Here is a 23,541-nt window from a genome sequence, read left to right on the forward strand (position 1 = left end):
TGAAGGTCAAATGACCAAACAACTTCAATGCAGTCATGCAGATGGCAGGAGAGATATTGACTATGGACGGTCGGATTGATGGTTCTGAGATAAAAAAAACCTTTCTTGATTGTGGCGTACCGGCCAAGAAAGCAAAGCGGGATGCATCAACGTCGGAGATTGCAGGAGTCTGCCCTGATGTCACTGCCAGGCTCAAGGTATCGTCACCACTGATTTCGTCGCCTCATCAGGTGAGAACCGTATCCTCAACGGATTCCTCGCTCCAAAAGGCTTCTCGTTCCTTCGATTTTCGTTTTGTCGCCAGTGATGATGAGATTCGACAGCTTCTGGTTGCCCGGACCTGCAATGAACATCGGGATGTCACTCTTATTTCCCACCCCGATGACCTGTCACAGGCTAACCTGGTGACCCGCTTGAGCATTTCCGGCGACGGTGGCCACACGCTGGGTTCGGGCAAGCTGTTTGAAGGTTCACAGCCCATGACTCTGGTGCTGGATATCCGAAATCTCAACAGCGAGGATCTGCCAAAATTTAACGATCTGCTGGACCCCGATAACCCCTGCCTGTACGACAAAGTCAGCCAGCAGAAACGCACTCTGGGCGAACATGTTGCTCTACTGGTGGTGGCAGATCCTGAACAGTTGGCATCGGTTGGCCAACGCGAAGATGCACCCGGTGCTGATTTCTGGCGGCGAATTAATCGCCCGGGCAATACCTGGCAGTTCGACGCACAGACCGGCAATGCTTCGGCAATGGACATCGACCAGGTGCCTCCGGTATTGGCGGAACTCTCCGCTGAAAGCGCCATGGATGACGACAATACCCTGGTTATTGACTGTCACCTGCACGGTCACTGGCGACATTTGTTGCTGGGTGGTCCCGGCGTAGATAAACAGGGACGAATCCAGCACCTCCCCGGCAGGCTTGAGTTATTGAGGGTCGGTCAACGGGTGATTCTGAAAGGGGCCAACTGGCAGGATCTGGCCTTTGAACAGACGATTCGGCAAATGCTGGCGCAGCAATGCTTTGAGAGCAATGGCAAGGTCTGTCGGCTACCCGACAATGTTCACTTTTATCAGATGCCGGTAGGGAATGACGAGCTTAGTTCACTGTTTCAAAGCCTGTCCTGCTCTTTTGAAAAACAAAATGACAAACAAGGCGCCAATGGACTTAATCAAGAGCAACCACCACAAAATCCGGTCATCATTAACGAGAGTAATATCAGCGAATGGCTGAGCCCGATTGCCATCGCCCCGGAGGGTTATGCAGTCCCTAACAGCTGTCTGTTGGAACAGGTTCAGGCGGGCGGTGCCGTCGCTGTTACGTCTCCCCTCAATGAGGAAAACTGGTTTCGTTTGCTGGGCTCACTGCAGACTATTCGCGAAACCACTGGCCTGGAGCCCCGACTTCGGGTGGCTCATTCAGGACGGCAGCCAAAAGCCCTGGGATTGATAGAAAACGTTGAGCACCCTATACCCGGGAGCGTTCAGTTACCGAAAAAAGTCAGCGATCAGGCAGCCATTGACACCTTTACTTATCAGCAACATGCCCAGGTCAGACACTGGATCAATCAGCAGCCGCAAACACCTCTGGTCATCCAGGTCAATGAACAGACAGGCTTCAGCCAGCTATTTGATAATATCCATATCACCTCGGAACAAAAGGCGTATTTTGGACGACGCCAGAGTAAATTGCAGGAGGCATTAACCGCTGGCGAGCCTGTGGTATTCCTGGGACTCGAGCGTAGTCCAGCGCTTCAGCAACTGCTGGAACCTCTGGTTGTGGGACAACCTCTGTTGGTGAATGGTCAATTACAGGCCTACCCAAAAGCTCGCGTCACATTGCTCTGGCCTGAGTCTGCAAAAAGCCCCTCTTCAGTATTGAACTTGATGCTTGCCACAGGTAAGCCCTGCCCCGAGATCGATCTCTGGGATATCACTGCCTCCAGGTATGAGATACCGCGGACTGAACTGCCTGAACAAGCACTTAATGAACTTTACGAAGCCTTTAAAACCGTACCCGCCCACCTGTGTAACCCTTTGCCTGAAATAACCGAAGGGTTATTGAATAACCTGATACTGGCGGCCCGACGGGCACAGCAGGTTGACCAGTCCCCAGAGTTCCTGCCCCGCCACTGGCGCAAGGCCATCAATAGTGTCATCACCCATGGCACCCGGCAGAATCCGTCCGTCCGTGATTTTATGAAGGTGGTTTGTTGGCAGTTGTTACCGGATAGGACGCCAGATGCTCACAGGAAGCCGGATGAGGATCAAACTGCCTCGGTAGATCCGGACCAGTTAAATGAAGTCATCAATAGTGCCCCGCAGTTAAACAGAGAGTTTGTAAAGCAGAACCTCTGGCCACTGGCCAGAGCCTCTGACCCGAAAATCTTTAAGCAAGCAAAACTCTACTATCAAAGTTCATCTCCGGAATGGGATGTAGAAGAAATTCTGGACGGGCTCTGTGCCCTGATCGTAGCCCATACGTCTGCAGAACAACAAGACGCAATGGCCTGCCAGTTGAAAGTCGATCCGGCAGCAACAGAGACCTTTCAATCGTTAACCATCAGGCCATCAAGACAGATTAAACGTTTGCAGGATGCGCTGGCTTGCGGATGGCAGTTAAACCTTGCGTCTGGTCAGATCCGATCCGATGCTATTCAGGCTCTGGCCAGCGATTGTTTTCATATTGCCAGAACCGCGAATACTGTCAAAGCAGGTATTGAAGAGATAGAAAATCGTCTGCCTGAATCACTGGAATGGACGGGTTCCGCTGATAATCCTTTGTCAGCACTGGCCCGGGATCTTTATCACGGCGAGATAAGCCAGAGAGATCGTGAAAGCCGTCGATTATCCCGACTCCATGACCGGCTTTCGGACTCTCCCGTTATCTTCCTGCAGGGGGAAACCGGCACCGGAAAAAGTTACTTTTCCGCCAAAATGGCGAACGCTTCAGGACTGGCTGAGGTCATTTCCCTTGGACCTTCCGACAGCGAACAGACCCTGATGAAACGCTGGCAGTGGCAAGAGCATACCGATGGCGACCGCTCTATGGCGCAGCAAAACCGGGCGCTAATGGCATGGGCCAATACCAAATCCGACAAAGACGGAGAATACATCACCCTGTTGCTGGATGAGGCTAATTTGGCCAAAGCCGGATTACTGGCGTCATTGAACGGCCTGTGGGAACCGGAACCCTGCATCTATGTCAATGGTCATCCTGTCAAGGTCGGCCCAAAACACCGGGTAATTCTCACCGGTAACCCGGATCATTACACCGGGCGCCAAATGGACCCGGCCCTGAAAGAGAAGCTGCCCAGGGCTTACTACCCACGTCTGGACCAGGCTTTCCTTAGGGACAGAGTGGTGGAACCGGCTCTGCTCAATCAGTTACAACGGCATCTGCCGGATTCTCAAACAAGCAGGATTGCGCAGAGTACCACCGGGAGTCTGATGGTGTTGTGGCAATATTATCAGGAACTGCTGCCAGACCATGAGTTTACCCCCAGGGATTTAACCGATATCTGCAGTTGGGTGGGTTGGTATCTGGATCGTTCGTTATCCGCCGGTGACACGGTTACCGGCAAGCAAATGAGCGCTTTGATCCAACAAAGTTTTCGGGATCTACTGAGCCCTGAAATCACCGAAACAAATCAGGATGCCCTGTCAGCACTGGAAAGCTGGTTTGCTGCCCGTTACCAGTCGGAGAACACCCTGAGCGACAGGGTTCGTAACAAGACCCTGGAGGAAATGCAGAAGACCTTCAGAACAGTCAGCGAAAAAATTCGACCAGACTTTGATACCTCCGGATCGGCAGTCCGTGAACTGGCGCAACGGCTTGGACAGGATTTAAGCCGCTGTCAGCAGGCTTATCATCGCAAGATAAAACACGGCGGTCGTCAGGCGACACTGATAGAAGGTCCGGCCGGACGGGGTAAAGATGCCACGCTGAGCCTGGTGATTGAAAGTGTCAGACAGCAGGCTGAACAACGGCAAGAATCCATGCCGGAAGTCTTTTACCTGAATGCCTGTGATTGTTCCTGGGACAGAGTGTGTGAAGCGATCCAGAAGGCAAAAATTAAAGGCGGCATCGTGGTGATTTCGGAAATGAATCTGATCGACAGCCAGCATCTGGAAGGTGAGTTAAACGATATTCTGGCCGGTGACGCCCATCCCGGCTTCCACCTGTTTGCCACCATCAACCCGCCTGAGTACAGCGGACGAAAACCCTTATCGCCGGCACTGAAAGGACGTTTCCGGCATTTGCCCATCCGGCAGTATAACCCGACAGAATTACAGACCATTGCCGAAAAAGTGTTGCCAGAGTCACCAGAATGGACATTAGTCGCTAAAAAGCTAACAGAAAAACATTGTCTTTTAAGGTCTTGCCTACAACGCAAAAACCTGCCTTTGCAGCCGACCAGCCTTGATCTTCAGAATGTCACCAGGGCTGTCTTCAGAAAAGGCGACTTTACCGATAAAGCACTTCATCAATGCCTCACTCAGCACTACCGGCTTTATCTGATGGCCGCCAACCTGTCGCTGGAGGAACTGCCGGGGTCTTCGGCTCTTGCCATGGGGAAATGTGAATTTAATTCCGAACTTTGCCATTGGTTCAATCAGACAGTACCGAAAATTGATCGTCCATGGTTGATACGAAGCAGTCATCTCAGCAGTGTTGATGAAAAAAAACATGAAATCCGTGTTAACACTGAGCTGGATGAACAGGAAGCCAGAACGGAAATCATCAAGAGCGTGGCTCAGGCAAAGTGGCGGTCATCAGGCCTTCCAATGAAGCCCTATGACTCGGACGACATACTCACCCAGACACTTTACCGACACTGGCAGCGAAGCTGGTTTAATCATAATTTTGGCCACACCGGCGTGCACGCTGATAGCGTATTTTCCATGACGAAAGAACAGAAACTGACGCTGATCTTATCAGCTAACCAGCCTTACTTTCGTGAGGCTGATCGGCGAATCAGTGCATGGAGTGTCGATGGTGCACAATGTTGGCCTCTGTTCTGGCATCAGATCAGTGATCTGCCGAAGCATCTGGTCGATGATTTTATGAACGAAACACCACAGGACATGCCAAAAGTCCGGGAGAAACAGGCACCGACATTGGATCAAGGCACCAACCCTGAGCCACAGTCTGTTCACCAGGCATTGGCTATTGACAGTGGTAAGGCCTATGAAAAATACAATCCCGAAGCCCTCGAAAAAGAGGCTCCAACATTGGACCGCATGACGGACTACCAGAACAAGAGTAAACCAAAAATCAAGCGTTATATGATTTTTGACACTAAGGACTTTTTTCCCGCTCATTATCGGTGGCGGGCAAGAGATATTTTTGTATCTGCTGCGGGCGACATCAAATGGATCGATATTAATGATCGTCACATGCAGGGAGCCGAAGTCCTCATACCGGGTCGGTTACCGGAACCTGACCAGGAAGTGACATTAGCCAGCGATCAGACGCTGGCGACTTTTGAGCGGCCATCGAACACTTGTCGATATGCCTTGCCCGGCCTGAAGCCTGACGACCGAATCGTGGCCCTGCGCATAACACCAGCATTGCCATTTACCCTGATCAGGGACCGATATGCCGGGCTCCATACACTCTATGTTGCGAAGGCCGAAGATAACCAGACTATTCAATTTGCTTATGTCGTAGAACACAGAGAAGCGGGTGAAAAAACACTTGCTGAAAAAGTCCGACCCGCACAATCAACTCGGTTTGACGTCCACTGTTCAGAAGGTATGGAAGCAGTACTGAAAAAAGTATTTACCCGAATTGACCTGCAGCCAACCAAAGTACAGGCGCCTTTGCAGACAATAAAAAACGCTAAAAACAGCAGGCAGCGCATTGAGGCGATCAAGGACTATTGCCGGGGGTTTTCCGGTGGTGATATGCCAGAGGGTAATAAAAATTTGTTTCAATTCCTGGTAACACAGCGGCAAGGGAGCTGTCGTCATCGTGCGCCTGTTTTTGTTGCTCTTTGCCGTTATTTTGAGATTCCATGTCGGCTAATTGCTAACAAAAACCACGCCTTTGCAGAATGTTCCATAGATAGCGGTCAAACTTGGGAGTCAGTGGATTTGGGCGGGGCACCTGTTGAGGCAATAGAAATCTGGCCTGACTTCCAGCCCAACAAGCGGATCAGCGGTTCCGGCACCCATTCAAAGAAAATCAGGGATCTGCTGGAAGGAGCTGATTTAGCACAACAGGAAGCTATAGCTAAAGCCCTGGGAATGAGCCTGGAGGAGCTGAAAAAAGCCCTTGAGGCAAACACTGCATTGTTAGAAGCCGATCTGACACCTTTCAAATTAGTAGTGAGGCTTTGGAGGAAAAAAGATTTGGCCGGCTTTTCCATGGGCGTCTCAATCCTGGAGTCGCTGGAGACAGACGAATCAGACTATGCCGAGCAGGCATTGATCGGTAATATAGATGTCCGAGGAGATAATCCGATGTCGGAAGCCGTAATGCAAATATTGTCCGACAGTGATGAGGATCAGGTCTCTGATCAACTTAAATCCCTCTATTTAAAAATGATTGTTCATGGCGGAGCAGAGCCGCTCGATTGGTTGAATTCAATAGTGAAAATACTCAATGGCAGCGACTTGACCAAACGTTCGGTTATTCAATTTGCCAGTCAAGCCCTGAAATCGGGTTGGCTGAATCTATTGCCATTACAAAAATACAAAAGTAAGAAGGAAGTTAAACACCATCAGCTATTGCTGCGACTGGAAAGCGTCGATGAACTGAAGGTTGATGCCAGCCGTTGTCTGAAACAGTGGTATAAGGGATCATTCTCCAGGGAAAAAAATAGCCATCTCTGGCAGTTCCTACATAGCTACTTCCAAACAAAGAAAAAGTATGCCTTGCTCGTCACTCACAGTCATGACGGGGTTTCGCCATTCCTGCAAAGTAAAATTGCCAGCTCGTCTTTGCAAAAAACCTGGACAGACGAACCTGAGGGTATTCCGAATATAGAACGAATGTTGGTACATGATCCGGCCTTTGAGCAGTTAAGCTCGTTCAAGGCGAACCACCGTCCGGTAATTATCATGGGGCAACCTTCCTGGGACGAAACAGTGTTGGATAAAAAGGTCGAAGCCCTGTTGCAGCGAATTATTGCCAACAGCCCGGACGACCTGGAGCCGTCGGATGAGGAGCGAAGGCTGGAAAGTGATTTAAAAAACAAATGCATTCAGGCAATTCAGCAGGCCTTCAGTTATTACCTGTATGGACTGGCAAACTCGAAAGGCGGTTACTTAAAGTATTGTTGGGCTGACGCTGTCATCGGGCCTTATAAAAGCAGCGACCACCATGGCGCTCACGATCCATCCTCACCGGGAGAGCTGTATGCCATGATGTCCTGGATTTATAGCTCTTACGAGTTCCAGGGATCTGTTGAAGATGCCTACTTACGGCATGCGTACAACGCCAGCGATGCTCTGGTGCTGAAATCCGTCGAACTGACAATTATCGCCGAAGAGTTTGTAAACAGCGTGAATTTGAATTCGATTTATGACGCATTGAAGAGCTGATAACCCTTTGGTCATGATGAATTTTTAGCAAAATCGTCGTAAACCCTCGCCCAATCGAGGGTGTCGCAAAAGGTCAATTAAAACGCTTCAAGCTTCAAACCGTCATCTCCGCGAAGGCGGAGATCCACTGTTCGTGGTGGGTTCCCGCCTGCGCGGGAACGACGATCTTGATATATCCTGCTGACCATACCCTTTTGCGACACCCTCGACAAGGCGGGGAGTGTCACAGTGATTTCCATCAATCATTACGGCTAACTTTCCAAGCGGAACTTTAGTCCTATCTTACGGTCAAATAATTAAACAGTTTCAATTTAATCCTTCAGATGGCAGTAGGGAGATTAGCTATGGATAGTCGTATTGGTGGTGAAAAAAACAACCTCGTTTCTCTTTGTGACGTGCCTGTCAGTGACATGCCTGATAGCGCAGTGCCAAGCAAGAGAGCAACGCAGGGTTTACCATCAAAGATTACAAAGGTCTGCTCTGGTATCGCTTCCACACTCAATAAATCATCACCTTCGGTAAACTTTCCTGACAAAACCAGAACCCTGGCCTCAACCGATTCCTCACTCCACAAGGCCCCTCATGCCTTCGATTTTCGTTTTGTCACCAGTGATGATGAGCTTCGAAAGCTTCTGGTTGCCCAGACCTGCGATGAACATCGGGATGTCACCCTTATTTCCCACCCCGATGACCTGTCACAGGCTAACCTGGTGACCCGCTTGAGCATTTCCGGTGACGGTCGCCACACCCTGGGTTCGGGCAAGCTGTTTGAAGGTTCACAGCCCATGACTCTGGTGCTGGATATCCGAAAGCTCTCCAGCGAGGATCTGCCAAAATTTAACGACCTGCTGGACCCGAATAACCCCTGTCTATACGACAAAGTCAGCCAGAAGAAACGCTCTCTGGGTGAACATGTTGCTCTGCTGGTGGTGGCAGACCCTGACCAGCTGGCATCGGTTGGCCAGCGTGAAGATGCACCCGGTGCTGATTTCTGGCGGCGAATTAATCGACCGGGCAATACCTGGCAGTTCGAGGCACAGACCGGCAATGCTCCGGCAATGGACGCTGACGAGGTGCCTCCGGTATTGGCGGAACGCTCCGCTGAAAGCGCCATGGATGACGACAATACCCTTGTTATCGACTGTCACCTGCACAGACACTGGCGACAGTTGCTGCTGGGTGGCCCTGGCGTAGATAAACAGGGACGAATCCAGCACCTCCCAGGCAGGCTCGAGTTATTGAAGGCCGGACAACGGGTGATTCTGAAAGGGGCCAACTGGCAGGATCTGGCCTTTGAACAGACGATTCGGCAAATGCTGGCGCAGCAGTGCTTTGAGAGCAATGGCAAGGTCTGTCGGTTACCCGACAATGTTCAGTTTTATCAGATGCCGGTAGGGAATGACGAGCTTCGTTCACTGTTTCAAAACCTGTCCTGCTCTTTAGAAAAACAAGGTGACAAACAAGACGACGAAGGACTTGTTCAAGAGCAACCACCACAAAATCCCATCATCATTAACGAGAGTACTATCAGGGAATGGCTGAGCCCGATTGCCATTGCCCCGGAAGGCTATGCAGTCCCCAACAGCTGTCTGTCGGAACAGGTTCAGGCGGGGGGTACCGTCACCGTTACGTCTCCCCTCAATGAGGAAAACTGGTTTCGTTTGCTAGGCTCGCTGCAGACTATTCGCGAAACCACTGGCCTGAAGCCCCGACTTCAGGTGGCTTATGCAAAAGGACAACCAAAAGCCCTGGGATTGACAGAACAGGATGGGCACCCTTTGCCCGGGTTACCGAAAAAAGTCAGCGATCAGGCTGCCATTAACACCGTCACTTATCAGCAACATGCCCAGGTCAGACACTGGATCAATCAACAGCCGCAAACACCTCTGGTCATTCAGGTTAATGAACAGACCAGCTTCAGCCAGCTATTTGATAATATCTATATCACCTCGGAACAGAAGGCGTATTTTGGACGCCGTCAGAGTAAGTTGCAGGAGGCATTAACCGCTGGCAAGCCAGTGGTATTCCGGGGACTCGAGCGTAATCCAGCGCTTCAGCAACTGCTGGAACCTCTGGTTGCAGGACAACCTCTGTTGGTGAATGGTCAATTACAGGCCTACCCACAAGCTCGTGTCACAGTGCTCTGGCCTGAGTCTGCAAAAAGTCCCTCTTCAGTATTGAGCTCGATGCTTGCCACGGGTAAACCCTGTCCCGAGATCGATCTCTGGGATATCAGCGCCTCCAGGTATGAGATCCCCCGGACTGAACTGCCTGAACAAGCACTTAATGAACTTTACCAAGCCTTTGAAACCGTCCCCGTCGACCTGTGCAACCCTTTGCCTGAAATAACCGAAGGGTTATTAAATAACCTGATACTGGCGGCCCGGCAGGCACAGCAGGTTGACCAGTCCTTGAGGCTTTTACCCCGTCACTGGCGCAAGGCCATCAACAGCGTTATCACCCATGGTACCCGGCAACATCCGTCCGTGCGTGATTTTATGAAAGTGGTTTGTCGGCAGCTATTGCCAGATGAGAATCAAACCGCCTCGGTAGACCGTGATCGCTTGAACGCCATCATCAAAAGTGCCCTGTCGTTAGATAGAGAGTTTGTGAAGGAAAACCTGTGGCCTCTGATCAGAGCCTTTGACCCGAAAGTCTTTAAACAGTCACAACTGTCTTATCAAGGTTCATCTCTGAAATGGGATCAGGAAGAAGTTCTGGACAGGCTCTGCGCCCTGATCGTGGCCCATGCGTCTGAAGAAAAACGAGGTGCAATGGCCTGCCAGCTGGAAGTCAGTCCGGCAGCAGCAAAGACCCATCAATCGTTAACCATCAGGCCATCAAGACAGATTAAACGTTTGCAGGATGCATTGGCTTCTGGCTGGCAGTTAACCTTGCCATCAGAACAGATCCGATCCGATGCCATTCAAGCGCTGGCCACTGATTGTTTTCATATTGCCAAAACAGCAACTTCTGAGGCAGCAGGCATTGAACGCATAGAACTTCGGCTGTCTGAATCACTGAAATGGACGGTCTCCAATGATATGCCTTTGTCAGCACTGGCCCGGGATCTTTATCACGGCGAGATAAGTCAAAAGGATCGCGAAAGCCGTCGATTGTCCCGACTCCATGACCGGCTTACGGACTCTCCCGTTCTGTTCCTGCAGGGAGAAACCGGCACCGGGAAAAGTTACTTTTCTGCCAAAATGGCCAGGGCTTCGGGACAAGCTTCAGTCATTTCCCTTGGACCTTCAGACAGTGAACAGACCCTGATGAAACGCTGGCAGTGGCAACAACACGCCGACGGCGACCGTTCTATGACACCGCAAAACCGGGCGTTGATGGAATGGGCCAAAACCGAATCCGACAAAGACGGAGATTACATTACCCTGGTTCTGGATGAAGCCAACCTGGCCCAAGCCGGATTACTGGCGTCATTGAACGGCTTATGGGAACCACAACCCTGCATCTATGTGAATGGTCATCCTGTCAAGGTCAGCCTGAAACACCGGGTGATTCTCACCGGCAATCCCGATCATTATGCCGGGCGCCAACTGGACCCGGCCCTGAAAGAGAAACTGCCCAGGGCTTACTACCCTCGCCCGGATCAGTCATTCCTTCGGGACAGGGTGGTAGAACCGGCTCTGGTCAGGCATTTACAAGAGCATCTGACGGAGCAGCAAATAAACGACATTGCACGCAGTGCCAGCAAAAGTGTGATGGCGCTCTGGCAACATTATCAGGAGCTGCTGCCAGAGCATGAGTTTACCCCCAGGGATTTAACGGACATCTGCAGTTGGGTGGGCTGGTATCTGGATCGTGCTCAGCCCGCTTGCGGCAGTGTGACCTGTGAGCAAATAAACAGTTTGATACAACTTAGTTTTCGGGATGTACTGGGCCCTGAAATCACCGAAACACATCAGGACGCCCTGTCAGCACTGGAAATCTGGTTTGCTGCCCGCTACGAATCGGAGAACACCCTGAGCGACAGAGTTCATAACAAGACCCTGCAGGAAATGCAGCAGACCTTCAGTACAGTCAGCGAAAAAATCCGACCAGACTTTGATACCTCCGGATCGGCAGTCCGTGAACTGGCGCAACGACTTGGACAGGATTTAAACCGCTGTCAGCAGGCTTATCATCACGAAAGAAAACACGGCGGTCGTCAGGCGACACTGATTGAAGGTCCAGCCGGACGGGGCAAGGATGCCACGCTGAACCTGGTGATTGAAAGTGTCAGAAAGCTGGCTGAAGAACGGCAAGAATCCATGCCGGAAGTCTATTACCTGAATGCCTGTGATTGTTCCTGGGACAAACTGTGCGAAAAGATCCAGAAGGCAAAAGACGATGGCGGCATCGTGGTGATTTCGGAAATGAATCTGATCGACAGCCAGCATCTGGAAGGTGAGTTAAACGATATTCTGGCCGGTGACGCCCATCCCGGCTTCCACCTGTTTGCCACCATCAACCCGCCTGAGTACAGCGGGCGAAAACCCTTATCGCCGGCACTGAAAGGACGTTTTCGACATTTGCCCATCCGGCAGTACAACCCGACAGAATTACAGACCATTGCCGAAAAAGTGTTGCCAGAGTCCTCACAAGGGACATCAGCCGCTATAAAGCTGACAGAAAAACATTGTCTTTTAAGGGCTCACCTGCAAGGCAAAAAACTGCCATTGCAGCCCACCAGCCTTGATTTACAGAATGTTGCCAGAGCTATCACCAGAGGTGGCGATTTTAGCGAAAAAGCCGTTCATCAATGCCTCAATCAGCACTACCGGCTTTATCTGATGGCCGCCAATATATCGCTAGAGGAACTGCCTGAGTCTTCGGCTCTTGCCATGAGGAAAAGTGAATTTAATTCCGGACTTTGCCAATGGTTCAATCGGACGGTATCGGACATTGACCGTCCGTGGTTGATTCGAAACAGTCATCTCAACGGTGTTGATGAAAAAAACCATGAAATTCGTATCAAGACTGGTCCGACTGGAGAGGAAACCAAAACGGAACTTATCAGGATGGTGGCTCAGAAAAAATGGCAGGCATCCGGTCTTTCCCTGAATCCGGATCAGTCGGACGATATTTTCACACAGGCACTTTACAGACACTGGCAGCAACGCTGGTTCGCTGATGATTTTAGCCTTAGCGAAGTGGACGCTAATAGCGTATTTCCCCTGACCAAAGAACAGGCACAAACACTGAAAATGTGGGGCTGCAAGCCTTATCTTAGGGAGGCTAATAAGCAGATACGGGCATGGAACTCCCGTGACCTTCAATGCTGGCCCGCATTTTGGCATCAGATCAGCGCTCTGCCGAACCGTTTGGTAAACGATTTTATTAAGAAAGCATCAGCCATTAGCGGTGATGGCGCTCCTGAACCATACAATCCAGAAGTCGAGGAAGAAAAAGCTCCGGCATTGGATCGAGGAACGAACTACGAGGATCGGGATAATTCAGTGACTAAGTTTCACAAAGTTTTTAATACGCAGCATCACCCTAGTATGTATCGCTGGCAGGCAAAAGATATTCGTGTCACCGCCGGGGGTGAAATCAAAGAGATCGATCTTGATGGCAAACACTTTCTGGGGGTCGAAACCCTCACTCCTAAACGGTTGCCAGGGAAAGACCAGAAAGTGATATTAACCAGAGATCAAGCGCTGGGGACCCTTGAGGTATCACCAAAGAATGGTCAATGTCCCTTACCCAGCCTGACGGCCAGTGACACTATCGTGGCCTTGCGTTTAGAACCCAATGTGCCATTTAAACTGACCCGGGACCAATACACCGGGCTTCATACACTGTTTATTCCTCTGGCCAAAGCCTACCAGAGTTTTCAGTGTACTTATGTCGTAGAACCCCGAAAGCCGGGCGAAAAAACGGCTGCTAAAGAAGCCTTTTTTGACGTCCAGTGTTCAGAAGGCATTAAGTCCGTACTGAAGGAACTGTTTGATAACATCAACGAACAACCCGCCAAAATACAGGCACCGTTGCGCAAAATAATGGACGCTAAAAACATCAGGCAACGAATTAGCACAATCACGGAATACTGCGAACAGTTCTCCGGTGCAGCTAAACCAGATGAGAGTGAAAATTTCTTTCGATTCCTGGTAACAAATCGGCAAGGTAGCTGTCGTCATCGTGCGCCTGTTTTTGTTGCTTTTTGTCGCTATTTCGGAATTCCCAGTCGGCAAATTGACAGCCTCAAGCACGCCTTTGCTGAGTATTCCGTGGATGGAGGCCAAACCTGGGAGTCAGTGAATTTGGGCGGAGCGTCTGGTGAGTCTACAGTAATCACACCTGACTTCCAGCACAGCAGCAAGGCCGGTAGTTCCAGCAGCAGGCCTAATTTCGGAATTCCCGGTTGGGAAATCAGTAGCGGTATCCACAGCTTTGGCGGGTTTTCCGCAGATGGAAGCCAAACCCTGGGGTCAGTGAATTTGGGCGCAGCGCCTCGCAAGTCTACAGAAATCGCACCTGACTTCCAGCACAGCAGCAAGGCCGGTAGTTCCAGCAGCTGGCCAAACAAGATTAACATTAACAATCTCCTTAAAGATGCTGATTCAGCACAACAGCAAGCTCTAACTGATGTTTTGGAGATTAGCCAGAAGGCGCTAAAAAAAGCCCATAAGACAAACACTGCATGGTTAGAAACCAAACTAAAACCTTTCGAAATGGTACTGAAACTTTGGAAGAAAAAAGATTTGGCCAGCTTTTCCATGGGCGTCTCAATCTTAGATTCGCTAGAGACAAAAGCATTGAACGATTCAGGGCTGGAATTGATCGGTAATGTGTATGGCGAAAATAATCGAAGATATAATCCAATGACGGAAGCCGTAATACAAATATTGTCTGACAGTGATGAAGATCAGGTCTCTAACCAACTCAAATCACTCTATGTAAAAATGATTGTTCAGGGCGAAGCACTCCCTGAATATTGGTTGAGATCAATAGTGAAAATACTGAACGGCAGTGACTTAAGCAAACGTTCGGTTATTCAATTTGCCGGTGAAGCCCTTAAATCGGGTTGGCTGGATCTGGTGCCGGTAAAAATATTCCAGGGGCAGGAGAAAATTGAACATCATAAGCTATTGGTCTGTCTGGAAAGCGTCGATGAACTGAAGGCTGATGCCAGTCATTGTCTGAAACAATGGTATAAGGAATTATTGTCAAGGGAAAAAAACAACCACAGGTGGCAATTCCTTTATAGCAGCTTCCAAACGAATAAAAATTATGCCTCACTCGTCTCTCATGGTCATGATGGGGTTTCGCCATTCCTTCAAGGTAAAATTACCAGCTCGTCTTTGCAAAAATCCTGGACACACCAACCTGAGGGTATTCCGAATATAGAACGATTGCTGGTACATGATCCCGCGTTTGAGCAGTTAAGCTCGGTCAGGGTGAACCAACGTCCGGTGATTATCCTGGGACAACCATACTGGAGCGACACAGCGATGGATGAAAAGGTCGAAGCCCTTTTGCAACGAATTATTGCCAACAACCCGGACAACCTGAAGCCGCTTCTAGAAAAAAGAAATCAATATAATCAGATAAAAAAACAATTTGACGATGATATGGAAGCACTGAAGAAAGAACATAGTTATAGAGAATGCAGGTACTCCGGGTTTCGTGATGAGCGATATGAAAGTGAAAAAAATGACTATGAGAAAAAAAGGCTTGAGATTGAAAACAGGTATAACTCTGCTATGAAGCTCATTAAGCTGTCGTATGAGGAGCAAAAACTGCAGACTGATTTAGTAAACAAATGCATTAAGTCAATTCAGCAAGCCTTCAGTTTCTACCTGTATGGATTGGCAAACTCGAAAGGCGGTTACTTGAAGTATTGTTGGGCCGATGCTGCTATTGGGCCTCATGCTGTCAAAGGGCCTAATAATGGCAATTGCTGCCACTATGGCGCTCACGATCCATCCTCACCAGAAGAGCTGTATGCCATGATGACCTGGATTAGAAGCTCTGACGAGTTCCAGGAGTCTGTTGAATATGCTTACTTACGGCAAGCGCAAAACGCCAGCGATGCTCTGGTGCTGAAATCCGGTGAGCTGACAACCATCGCCGAAGAGTTTTTGAACAGCATGAATTTGAATTCGCTTTCTGACGCATTGGAGAGCTGACAACCTCAATATCCCAAAAGTCCATCCCATTTGTGATGGATACGGGTAATACCAATCGTATTTTCTAACTCCCGCAATGAGCATGGAGATTTGAGCCTTAAGACAAGGCGGCGTGAGGAGTCATAGCCTTAGCTATGGCGACGATCGCCAACGCAGGATTAAGGCACAAATCTTCAGCGCAATAGGGAGTTAGAAAGTTCGATTGGTATAACTATCCTGACGGAACTTCCATCCTGTCTGAAGGTCATACCATTAAACAATGGCAATGCTGTCCTTCAGATAACAGGTAGGAGATTCACTATGGATGGTCGTATTGTTGGGCAAAAATGCAAACCTTCTGCTGAAAATAGTTTACCTCCAGCCAAGAGACAGGGAGGATATTCATCATCTAAGATTGCAGAGGTCTGCTCTGGTGTCACTCCCCAAACCAAGACATCATCAAATCCGTTGATGTTGCCTGACAGAGCGAGTTCCGTATTCTCTATGGATTGCACGCTCCCAAAGGCCCCTTATTCTTTCGATTTTCGTTTTGTCGCCAGTGATGATGAGGTTCGACAGCTTTTAGTTGCCCGAACCGGCGATGAGAATAGGGATGTCACCCTTATTTCCCACCCCGATGATCTTGCACAGGCTAACCTGGTGAGCCGCCTGAGCATTTCCGCCGATGGTCGCCACACTGTGAGTTCGGGCAAGCTGTTCGAAGGTTCACAGCCACTCACTCTGGTGATGGATATCCGAAAGCTCACCAACGAAGAGCTGCCAAAGTTTAATGATCTGCTGGACCCGGATACTCCCTGTCTGTTCGACAAAGTCATTCAGAAGAAACGCCCTTTGGGCGAGCATGTTTCGCTATTGGTCCTGGCCGACCCTGAGCAGTTGGCATCGGTTGGTCTGCGTGAAGATGCACCCGCGACCGGCGCTCCGGGTGCTGACTTCTGGCGGCGAATTAACAGGCCGGGAAATACCTGGCAGTTCGAGGCGCAAACCGACAATGCCCCATCAATGGACGTAGACAATGTTTCTCCGCTATTGGCTGAACTCCCCTGTGCCGAAAGTGCTATGGATGACGACAGTACCGTTTTAATTAACTGCCATAGGCACACCAGCTGGCGACAGTTGCTGCTGGGCGGGCCGGGAGTGGATCAACAGGGGCGAATCCGGCACATCCCCGGCAGGCTTGAGTGTTTGAGGGCCGGGCAACGGGTCATTCTGAAAGGGGCCAACTGGCAGGACCTGGCTTTTGAACAGACGATTCGACAGATACTGGCGCAGCACTGCTTTGAGAGCAATGGCAAGATCTGTGGGTTACCCGACGATGTTCAGTTTTATCAAATGTCGGTAGACAGTAATGAGCTTCACTCACTGTTTCAAACCCTGTCCTGCCAGGGTGACGCTTCAGGACACCCGATCATCATTAACCAGAGTAACATTAGTGAGTGGCTGAACCCGATTGCTATTTCCCCGCAAGGCTATGCAACCCCTAACAACTGTTTGTTGGAACAAATTCGGGCGGGTGGTGTAGTCACTGTAACCTCTGCCCTTAATGAGGCACTATGGTTTCGTTTGCTGGGTTCATTGCAGACTATTCGCGAAACGAGTGACCTGGAGCCCCGACTTCAGGTGATGCACTCAAAACAACAGCCGAAAGCCCTTGGATTGCCAGAAAACGATGGGCAGCCTGTGTCCAGCCTGCAGGACAAAACCAGAGAGCACACTGCCTTTGATATCGTCACTTATCATCAACAGGCCCAGGCAAGCCACTGGATCAATTATCTGCAGGAAGCACCTCTGGTCATCCAGATCAATGAACAGACCAGCTTCAGCCAGCTTTTTGATAATATCCATATCACTTCGGAACAAAAGGCTCATTTTGGGCGACGTCAGAGCGGGTTGCAGAAGGCATTAATCGCTGGCACGCCGGTTTTATTGCGGGGATTGGAAACTAATCCAATGCTTCAGCAACTTCTGGAACCCCTGGCTGTAGGGCAACCTCTGTTGGTGAATGGCCAATTACAGGCCTTCCCAAAAGCCCTTGTCGCAATACTCTGGCCCAAGTCCGTGATGGGCTTCTCTTCGGTATTGGATTCGATGGTCGCCACGGCTGACCCATGTCCTGACTTCGATATCTGGGATATCAATGCGGACAGGCATGATATCCCCCGGACTGAATTGCCAGAACAAGCACTTTACTCAGTTTACAATGCGTTTAATACCGTACCTGCTCACCTTTGTAACCCTTTGCCTGAAATTACCGAAGACTTGTTGAATAACCTGATACTGGCTGCCCGACGGGTACAGCAGGTTGACCAGTCACCACTGCTTTTACCCGGCCACTGGCGCAAGGCTATCAATAGCGTCATTACCCATGGCACCCGGCAGCATCCGTCCGTGCGCGATTTTATGAAAGTGGCTTGTTGGCATTCACTGCCCGATGTTCATACGACGCCGGTTAAGGATCAAACCACCTCGGTAGACCCGGATCAGTTAGCTACCATCATCAATGGTGCTCTGCGGTTGGATAGAACGTTTATGAAGCAGAACTTCTGGCAACTGGCCCGAGCCTTTGATCCGGCGGTATTTAAGGACAGTGAATTACAAGTGTCCTATGAAAGTCCATTTCCAGTGCAGGGTGAAAAGGAAGCTCTGGACAGATTCTGTGCCATTGTCCTGGCCCATGCGCCTGAAGAAAAACGCCAGGCAATGGCCTATCAGCTGGCAGTCGACCCGGCGGCGGCAGAGCCCTGGCAATCGTTAACCATCAGACCCACAAGACAGATTAAACGTTTGCAAGATGCACTGGCTTCTGGCTGGCAGTTAGCTTTGTCACCAGGGCAGACCCGATCCCATGGCATTCAATCTCTGGCTGGCGATTGCTTTTACATAGCCAGAACAGCCAATTCTGACGCAGCAGGCATTGAGCACATAAAAAATCGACTGTCTGAATCACTGGCATGGACGGGGTCCACGGATAAGCCCTTATCCGCACTGGCCGATGATCTTTATCACGGCCTGACGAACCAGAAGGATCGTGAAAGCCGACGATTATCCCGACTCCATGAACGCTTTGCGGATTCTCCCGTTATCTTCCTGCAGGGAGAAACCGGTACTGGAAAAAGTTACTTTTCCGCCAAAATGGCGAATGCTTCAGGACAGGCTGCGGTCATTTCACTTGGGCCTTCTGACAGCGAACAAACCCTGATGAAACGCTGGCAGTGGCAAGAGCACACCGAGGGTGACCGTTCCATGACACTGCAAAACCGGGCGCTGATGGAATGGGCCAACACTCCGTCCGGGAAGGATGGACACTATGTCACTCTGGTTCTGGATGAAGCCAACCTGGCCAAAGCCGGATTGCTGGCATCATTGAACGGCTTATGGGAACCGCAACCGTGCGTATACGTCAATGGTCATCCTGTCAATGTCGGCCCGAAACACCGGGTGATTCTCACCGGTAACCCGGATCATTACGCCGGGCGCCAAATGGGCCCGGCCCTGAGAGAGAAACTGCCCAGAGCTTACTACCCACGGTTAGACCAGGCATTCCTCCGGGACAGGGTGGTGGAACCGGCTCTGGTCAGGCATTTACAACGGCATCTGCCGGAGCAGCAAATAAACGACATTGTACACAGTGCCAGCAACAGTGTGATGGTACTCTGGAAATATTATCAGGAACTCTTGCCCGGGCATGAGTTTACCCCCAGGGATTTAACCGATATCTGCAGCTGGGTGGGTTGGTATCTGGATCGTGCCCAACCCGCTCGCGGCAGTGTGACCTGTGAGCAAATAAACAGTTTGATCCAACAGAGTTTTCGGGATGTACTGGGGCCGGAAATCACCGAAACTCATCAGGATGCCCTGTCGGCACTGGAAATCTGGTTTACTGCCCGATTCCAACCGGAGAACACCCTGAGCGACAGAGTTCGTAACCAGACCCTGTCAGATATTCAGCAGACCTTCATTACAGTCACCAGAGAAATCCGACCTGAGTTTGATACCTCTGGATCAGCAGTCATTGAACTGGTGCAAAGACTGGGACAGGATTTAAGCCGCGCTCAGCAAGCTTATCATCTCGGCATAAAACACGGCGGCCGTCAGGCAACGCTGATTGAAGGTCCGGCCGGGCGGGGTAAAGATGCCACGCTGAACCTGGTGATTGAAACTGTCAGACAGCAGGCCAGGCAACGGGGAGAATCCATGCCTGAGGTCTTCCCCCTGAATGCCTGTGACTGTTCCTGGGACAAACTGTGTGAAGCGATCCAGAAGGCAAAAGTCGATGGCGGCATCGTAGTGATTTCGGAAATGAATCTGATCGACAGCCAGCATCTGGAAGGTGAGTTAAACGATATTCTGGCCGGTGACGCTCATCCGGGCTTCCATCTCTTCGCCACCATCAACCCGCCTCAGTACAGCGGGCGCAAACCCTTGTCACCGGCACTGAAAGGGCGTTTCAGACATCTGCCCATCCGGCAGTATAACCCGACAGAACTGCAGACCATTGCCGGGAAAGTATTGCCACAGAACCCGGAGGGGAAAATCGTGGCTAAAGAGCTGACTCAGCAACACTGTCGATTAAGGGCTTACCTGCAACAGCAAAACCTGTCGCTGCAGCCGACCAGCCTTGATCTGCAGAATGTCGCCAGGGCGGTTGCAAGAGAGGGCGCCTTGACCGACAAGAGACTTCTTCAATGCTTCAATCAGCACTACCGGCTTTATCTGATGGCCGCCAAAATATCGCTGGCGGAACTGCCCGGGTCATCGCTCCCGAATTTAGGTGAAGGAGCGCTGGAGTCTGATCTTTGCCATTGGTTCAATGAAACGGTATCGGGCATTGATCGCCCCTGGTTGATACGACACAGTGACCGCAACAGTATTGATGAAAAAAACCATGAAATTCGTGTTAACACTTGTCTGCATCCAGAAAAAGTCAAAACTGAAATCATCAAGAGGGTGGCTCAGGCAAAATGGCAGGCGTCCGGTCTTCCCCTGAAGCCTCAACAGTCGTACGACATACTCACCCGGGCACTCTACCGACACTGGCAACAAAGCTGGTTTGGTGTTCAATTTGGCCAGACGGGCGTGGACGTTAATTGCGTCTTCTCCATGACGAAAGAAGAGCAACAAACGCTGAAAGCACCGGCTTCCCTGTCTTATGTCCGCAAGGCTGATCAGCGGATAGCTGCATGGAACGCCAATGAAGTTCAATTTTGGTCCGGGTTCTGGCATCAGATCAGTGATCTGCCGAACCAATGGGTTGACGACTCTGAAAGATACAACCCGGAAGTCGAGGAGAAAAAAGCCAAGACATTGGACCAAATGACGAATTATAAGGATCTGAAGATAGAGCTTAACGATTATAAAATTTTTGATACGCAGGACCATTCTTGCCACATGTATCGCTGGCAGGCAACTGATAATTATGTGACGGCTAAGGGGTATGTCAAACTGATCGATCTTGATGATGAACATCTTCAGGGGTTCGAAACCCTCATACCAACATCGTTACCCGGGCGTGACCAGACAGTGACATTAGCCAGAGATCAAACGCTGGCGACCCTTGAGCTGTCATCAGAGAATGCTAATGGTGAATATCCATTGCCCAGCCTGAGGGCTAACGACTATATCGTGGCCCTGAGTCTGGAACCCAATTTGGCATTTACCCTGGTCAGGGGTCGATATACCGGGCTTCACATACTGTCTATTAAAGAGCCCAGAGCCAACCAGAGTATTCAGTGTACTTATGTCGTAGAACCCAGAGAATCGAACAACAAAACAGCTGCTAAAGGAGTCCGGCCAGAACAATCAACACATTTTGATATCCACTGTTCAGAAGGTATGAAAACAGTACTGGACAGATTGTTTGAGACCATTGAAGACCCGCAAGACCCAACCGAAGAACAGCTGCCTTTATGGAAAATAAAAAACGCTAAAAACACGACGCAGCGCATTGAGGCGATCAGCGAATATTGCCGACAGTTTGCCGGAGATGCGCAACCAGAGAGCAATAAGAACTTCTTTGAATTCCTTGTTACACAGCGGCAAGGTAGCTGTCGTCATCGTGTGCCTGTTTTTGTTGCTTTATGTCGTTACTTCGGGATTCCCTGTCGGCAAATTAATAGCCGGGCCCACGCCTTTGCCGAGTATTCTCCGGATGAACGGCAAACCTGGGATTCAGTGGATTTGGGCGGAGCGCCCGCAAATACAACAGAGATCGAATCTGTCTTCCAGACCACCAGAAGGATCAGTGTTTCCAGCACTGAGTCAAAGAAGATTAAGGATCTTCTGAAAAGAGCAAATCTGGCACAACTGCAAGCTTTGGCTAAAGCCCTTGACATAAATTTTGAGGAACTGAAAGAAGCGCTTGAGACAAACAGTGCATTGCCAGAAACCCATCTGAGTCTTCCTGAATTGGCAAGGAAGCTCTGGGAGCAAGGAGATTTAACCAGTTTTTCCCTGAGTGTCTCAATCATAGAGTCAATGGAGACAACAACATCAGGCCATCTCATCAAGCAGCTGACCGATGTTCTTGATGGCACCGGTGAGCATACCGGTAAAAGGATGTCGGAGGTGATAGCACAAGCATTGTCCGAGAGTAATGAAGATCAGGTCATTGAACCACTCAAATCGTTACACTCACAAATGATTGTTCAGGGCAAAGCAAACCCTCGGCAGTGGTTGAGTTCAATGGTGGATCTGCTGAAAAACAGCGACCTGAGCAAGCCTTCGGTGATTCACCTTGCCCGTGAAGCCCTGAAATCGGGTTGGCTGGACCCACTGCCAACCTCTGACGGCGAAATTATAGATGCTGACGAACATCATGAACTATTGGTGAGTCTCGAAGGTATCGATGAGTTTAAGTTTAAAGCCGGACATTGCCTTAAAAAGTGGTACAAGGAATTATTGTCCGCAGAAAAAAATAGCCAGCTATGGCGGTTAACTTATGAAAGCTTCGTAAAGAGAGAAGGTACTGACTTGATCGTTGATCATTCTCATGATGGCGTTTCGTCACTCCTTGAAAATAAAATAGCCAGCCCATCTATACAGATCTCCTGGACAGACGAACCTGAGGGAGTTCCGGATATAGAACGAATGTTGCTGCAACATCCCGCGTTTGGGCAGTTAATCTCGGGCAATACTAACCACCGCAGGGTGATTATCCTGGGGGAACCTCACTGGGCAGAGACAATGATTGTTGAAAAGAGCAAAGTCCTGTTTCAACGAGTCGTTGAGAACAGCCCGGAATTGCAGCAGTTATCGGAACAAATCAAAACAAAGTCCCCTGGTGTGCCCTATGAAGACGAAAGGCTTGAGGAATTAAAACGCAGATGCTTCCCGATAATTCAGCAGGCCTTCAGTCATTACCTCTATAAAGTGACACACTCAAAAAACGCCAGTTTGACGTATTGTTGGGTGAATGCTCACATCAGGAGGTCCCAATACAATTACAACTATGGCACCCATGATCCATCCTCACCAGAAGAGCTGGATACCATGATGGGTGAAATTGATAGCGATTATAAGTTTGAGAAATCGATTAAGGATGACTGCTTACGACAGGCACTCAACGCCGATAATGCTCTGGTGCTCAGAACCGACGATCTGACAAAAATTGCCGATGAGTTTTTGAACACCGTGAATTTGAATTCGATGTTTGACTCAGAATATTTATTCCTCTGATGATAGCTGCCCATAAATGTTCCATAAGGCCATCCTGACAACTCGTTCCCACGCTCCTTCGAGGCTGTCGCAAAACTCTAACAGCTCGTTCCCACGCTCTGAGGGTGTCGCAAAACTCCAACAGCTCGTTCCCATGCTCTGAGTTCGTCATTCCCGCGAAGGCGGGAATCCAGCGCCAACGGTGG

Annotated in this window: 3 protein-coding genes; all 3 read left to right on the plus strand. The window is 50.0% G+C overall.

The window, feature by feature from the left end:
• Nucleotides 1-62: 62 nt before the first annotated feature.
• Complete coding sequence (locus ACO6V5_RS23050; protein WP_422413403.1) at nt 63-7,553, plus strand: AAA family ATPase; 7,491 nt, start codon at nt 63-65, stop codon at nt 7,551-7,553.
• Between the two features lie 344 nt (nt 7,554-7,897).
• Nucleotides 7,898-15,682: an AAA family ATPase gene (locus tag ACO6V5_RS23055; protein WP_422442450.1), complete on the plus strand. Its 7,785-nt coding sequence runs from the start codon at nt 7,898-7,900 to the stop codon at nt 15,680-15,682.
• A gap of 300 nt (nt 15,683-15,982) precedes the next feature.
• Nucleotides 15,983-23,356, plus strand: a complete 7,374-nt coding sequence (locus ACO6V5_RS23060) for an AAA family ATPase (protein WP_422410442.1) — start codon at nt 15,983-15,985, stop codon at nt 23,354-23,356.
• The last annotated feature ends 185 nt before the right edge of the window (nt 23,357-23,541 follow it).

The sequence above is a fragment of the Endozoicomonas sp. ALD068 genome, from assembly GCF_049310145.1.
In the GTDB taxonomy this organism is placed as follows: domain Bacteria; phylum Pseudomonadota; class Gammaproteobacteria; order Pseudomonadales; family Endozoicomonadaceae; genus Endozoicomonas_A.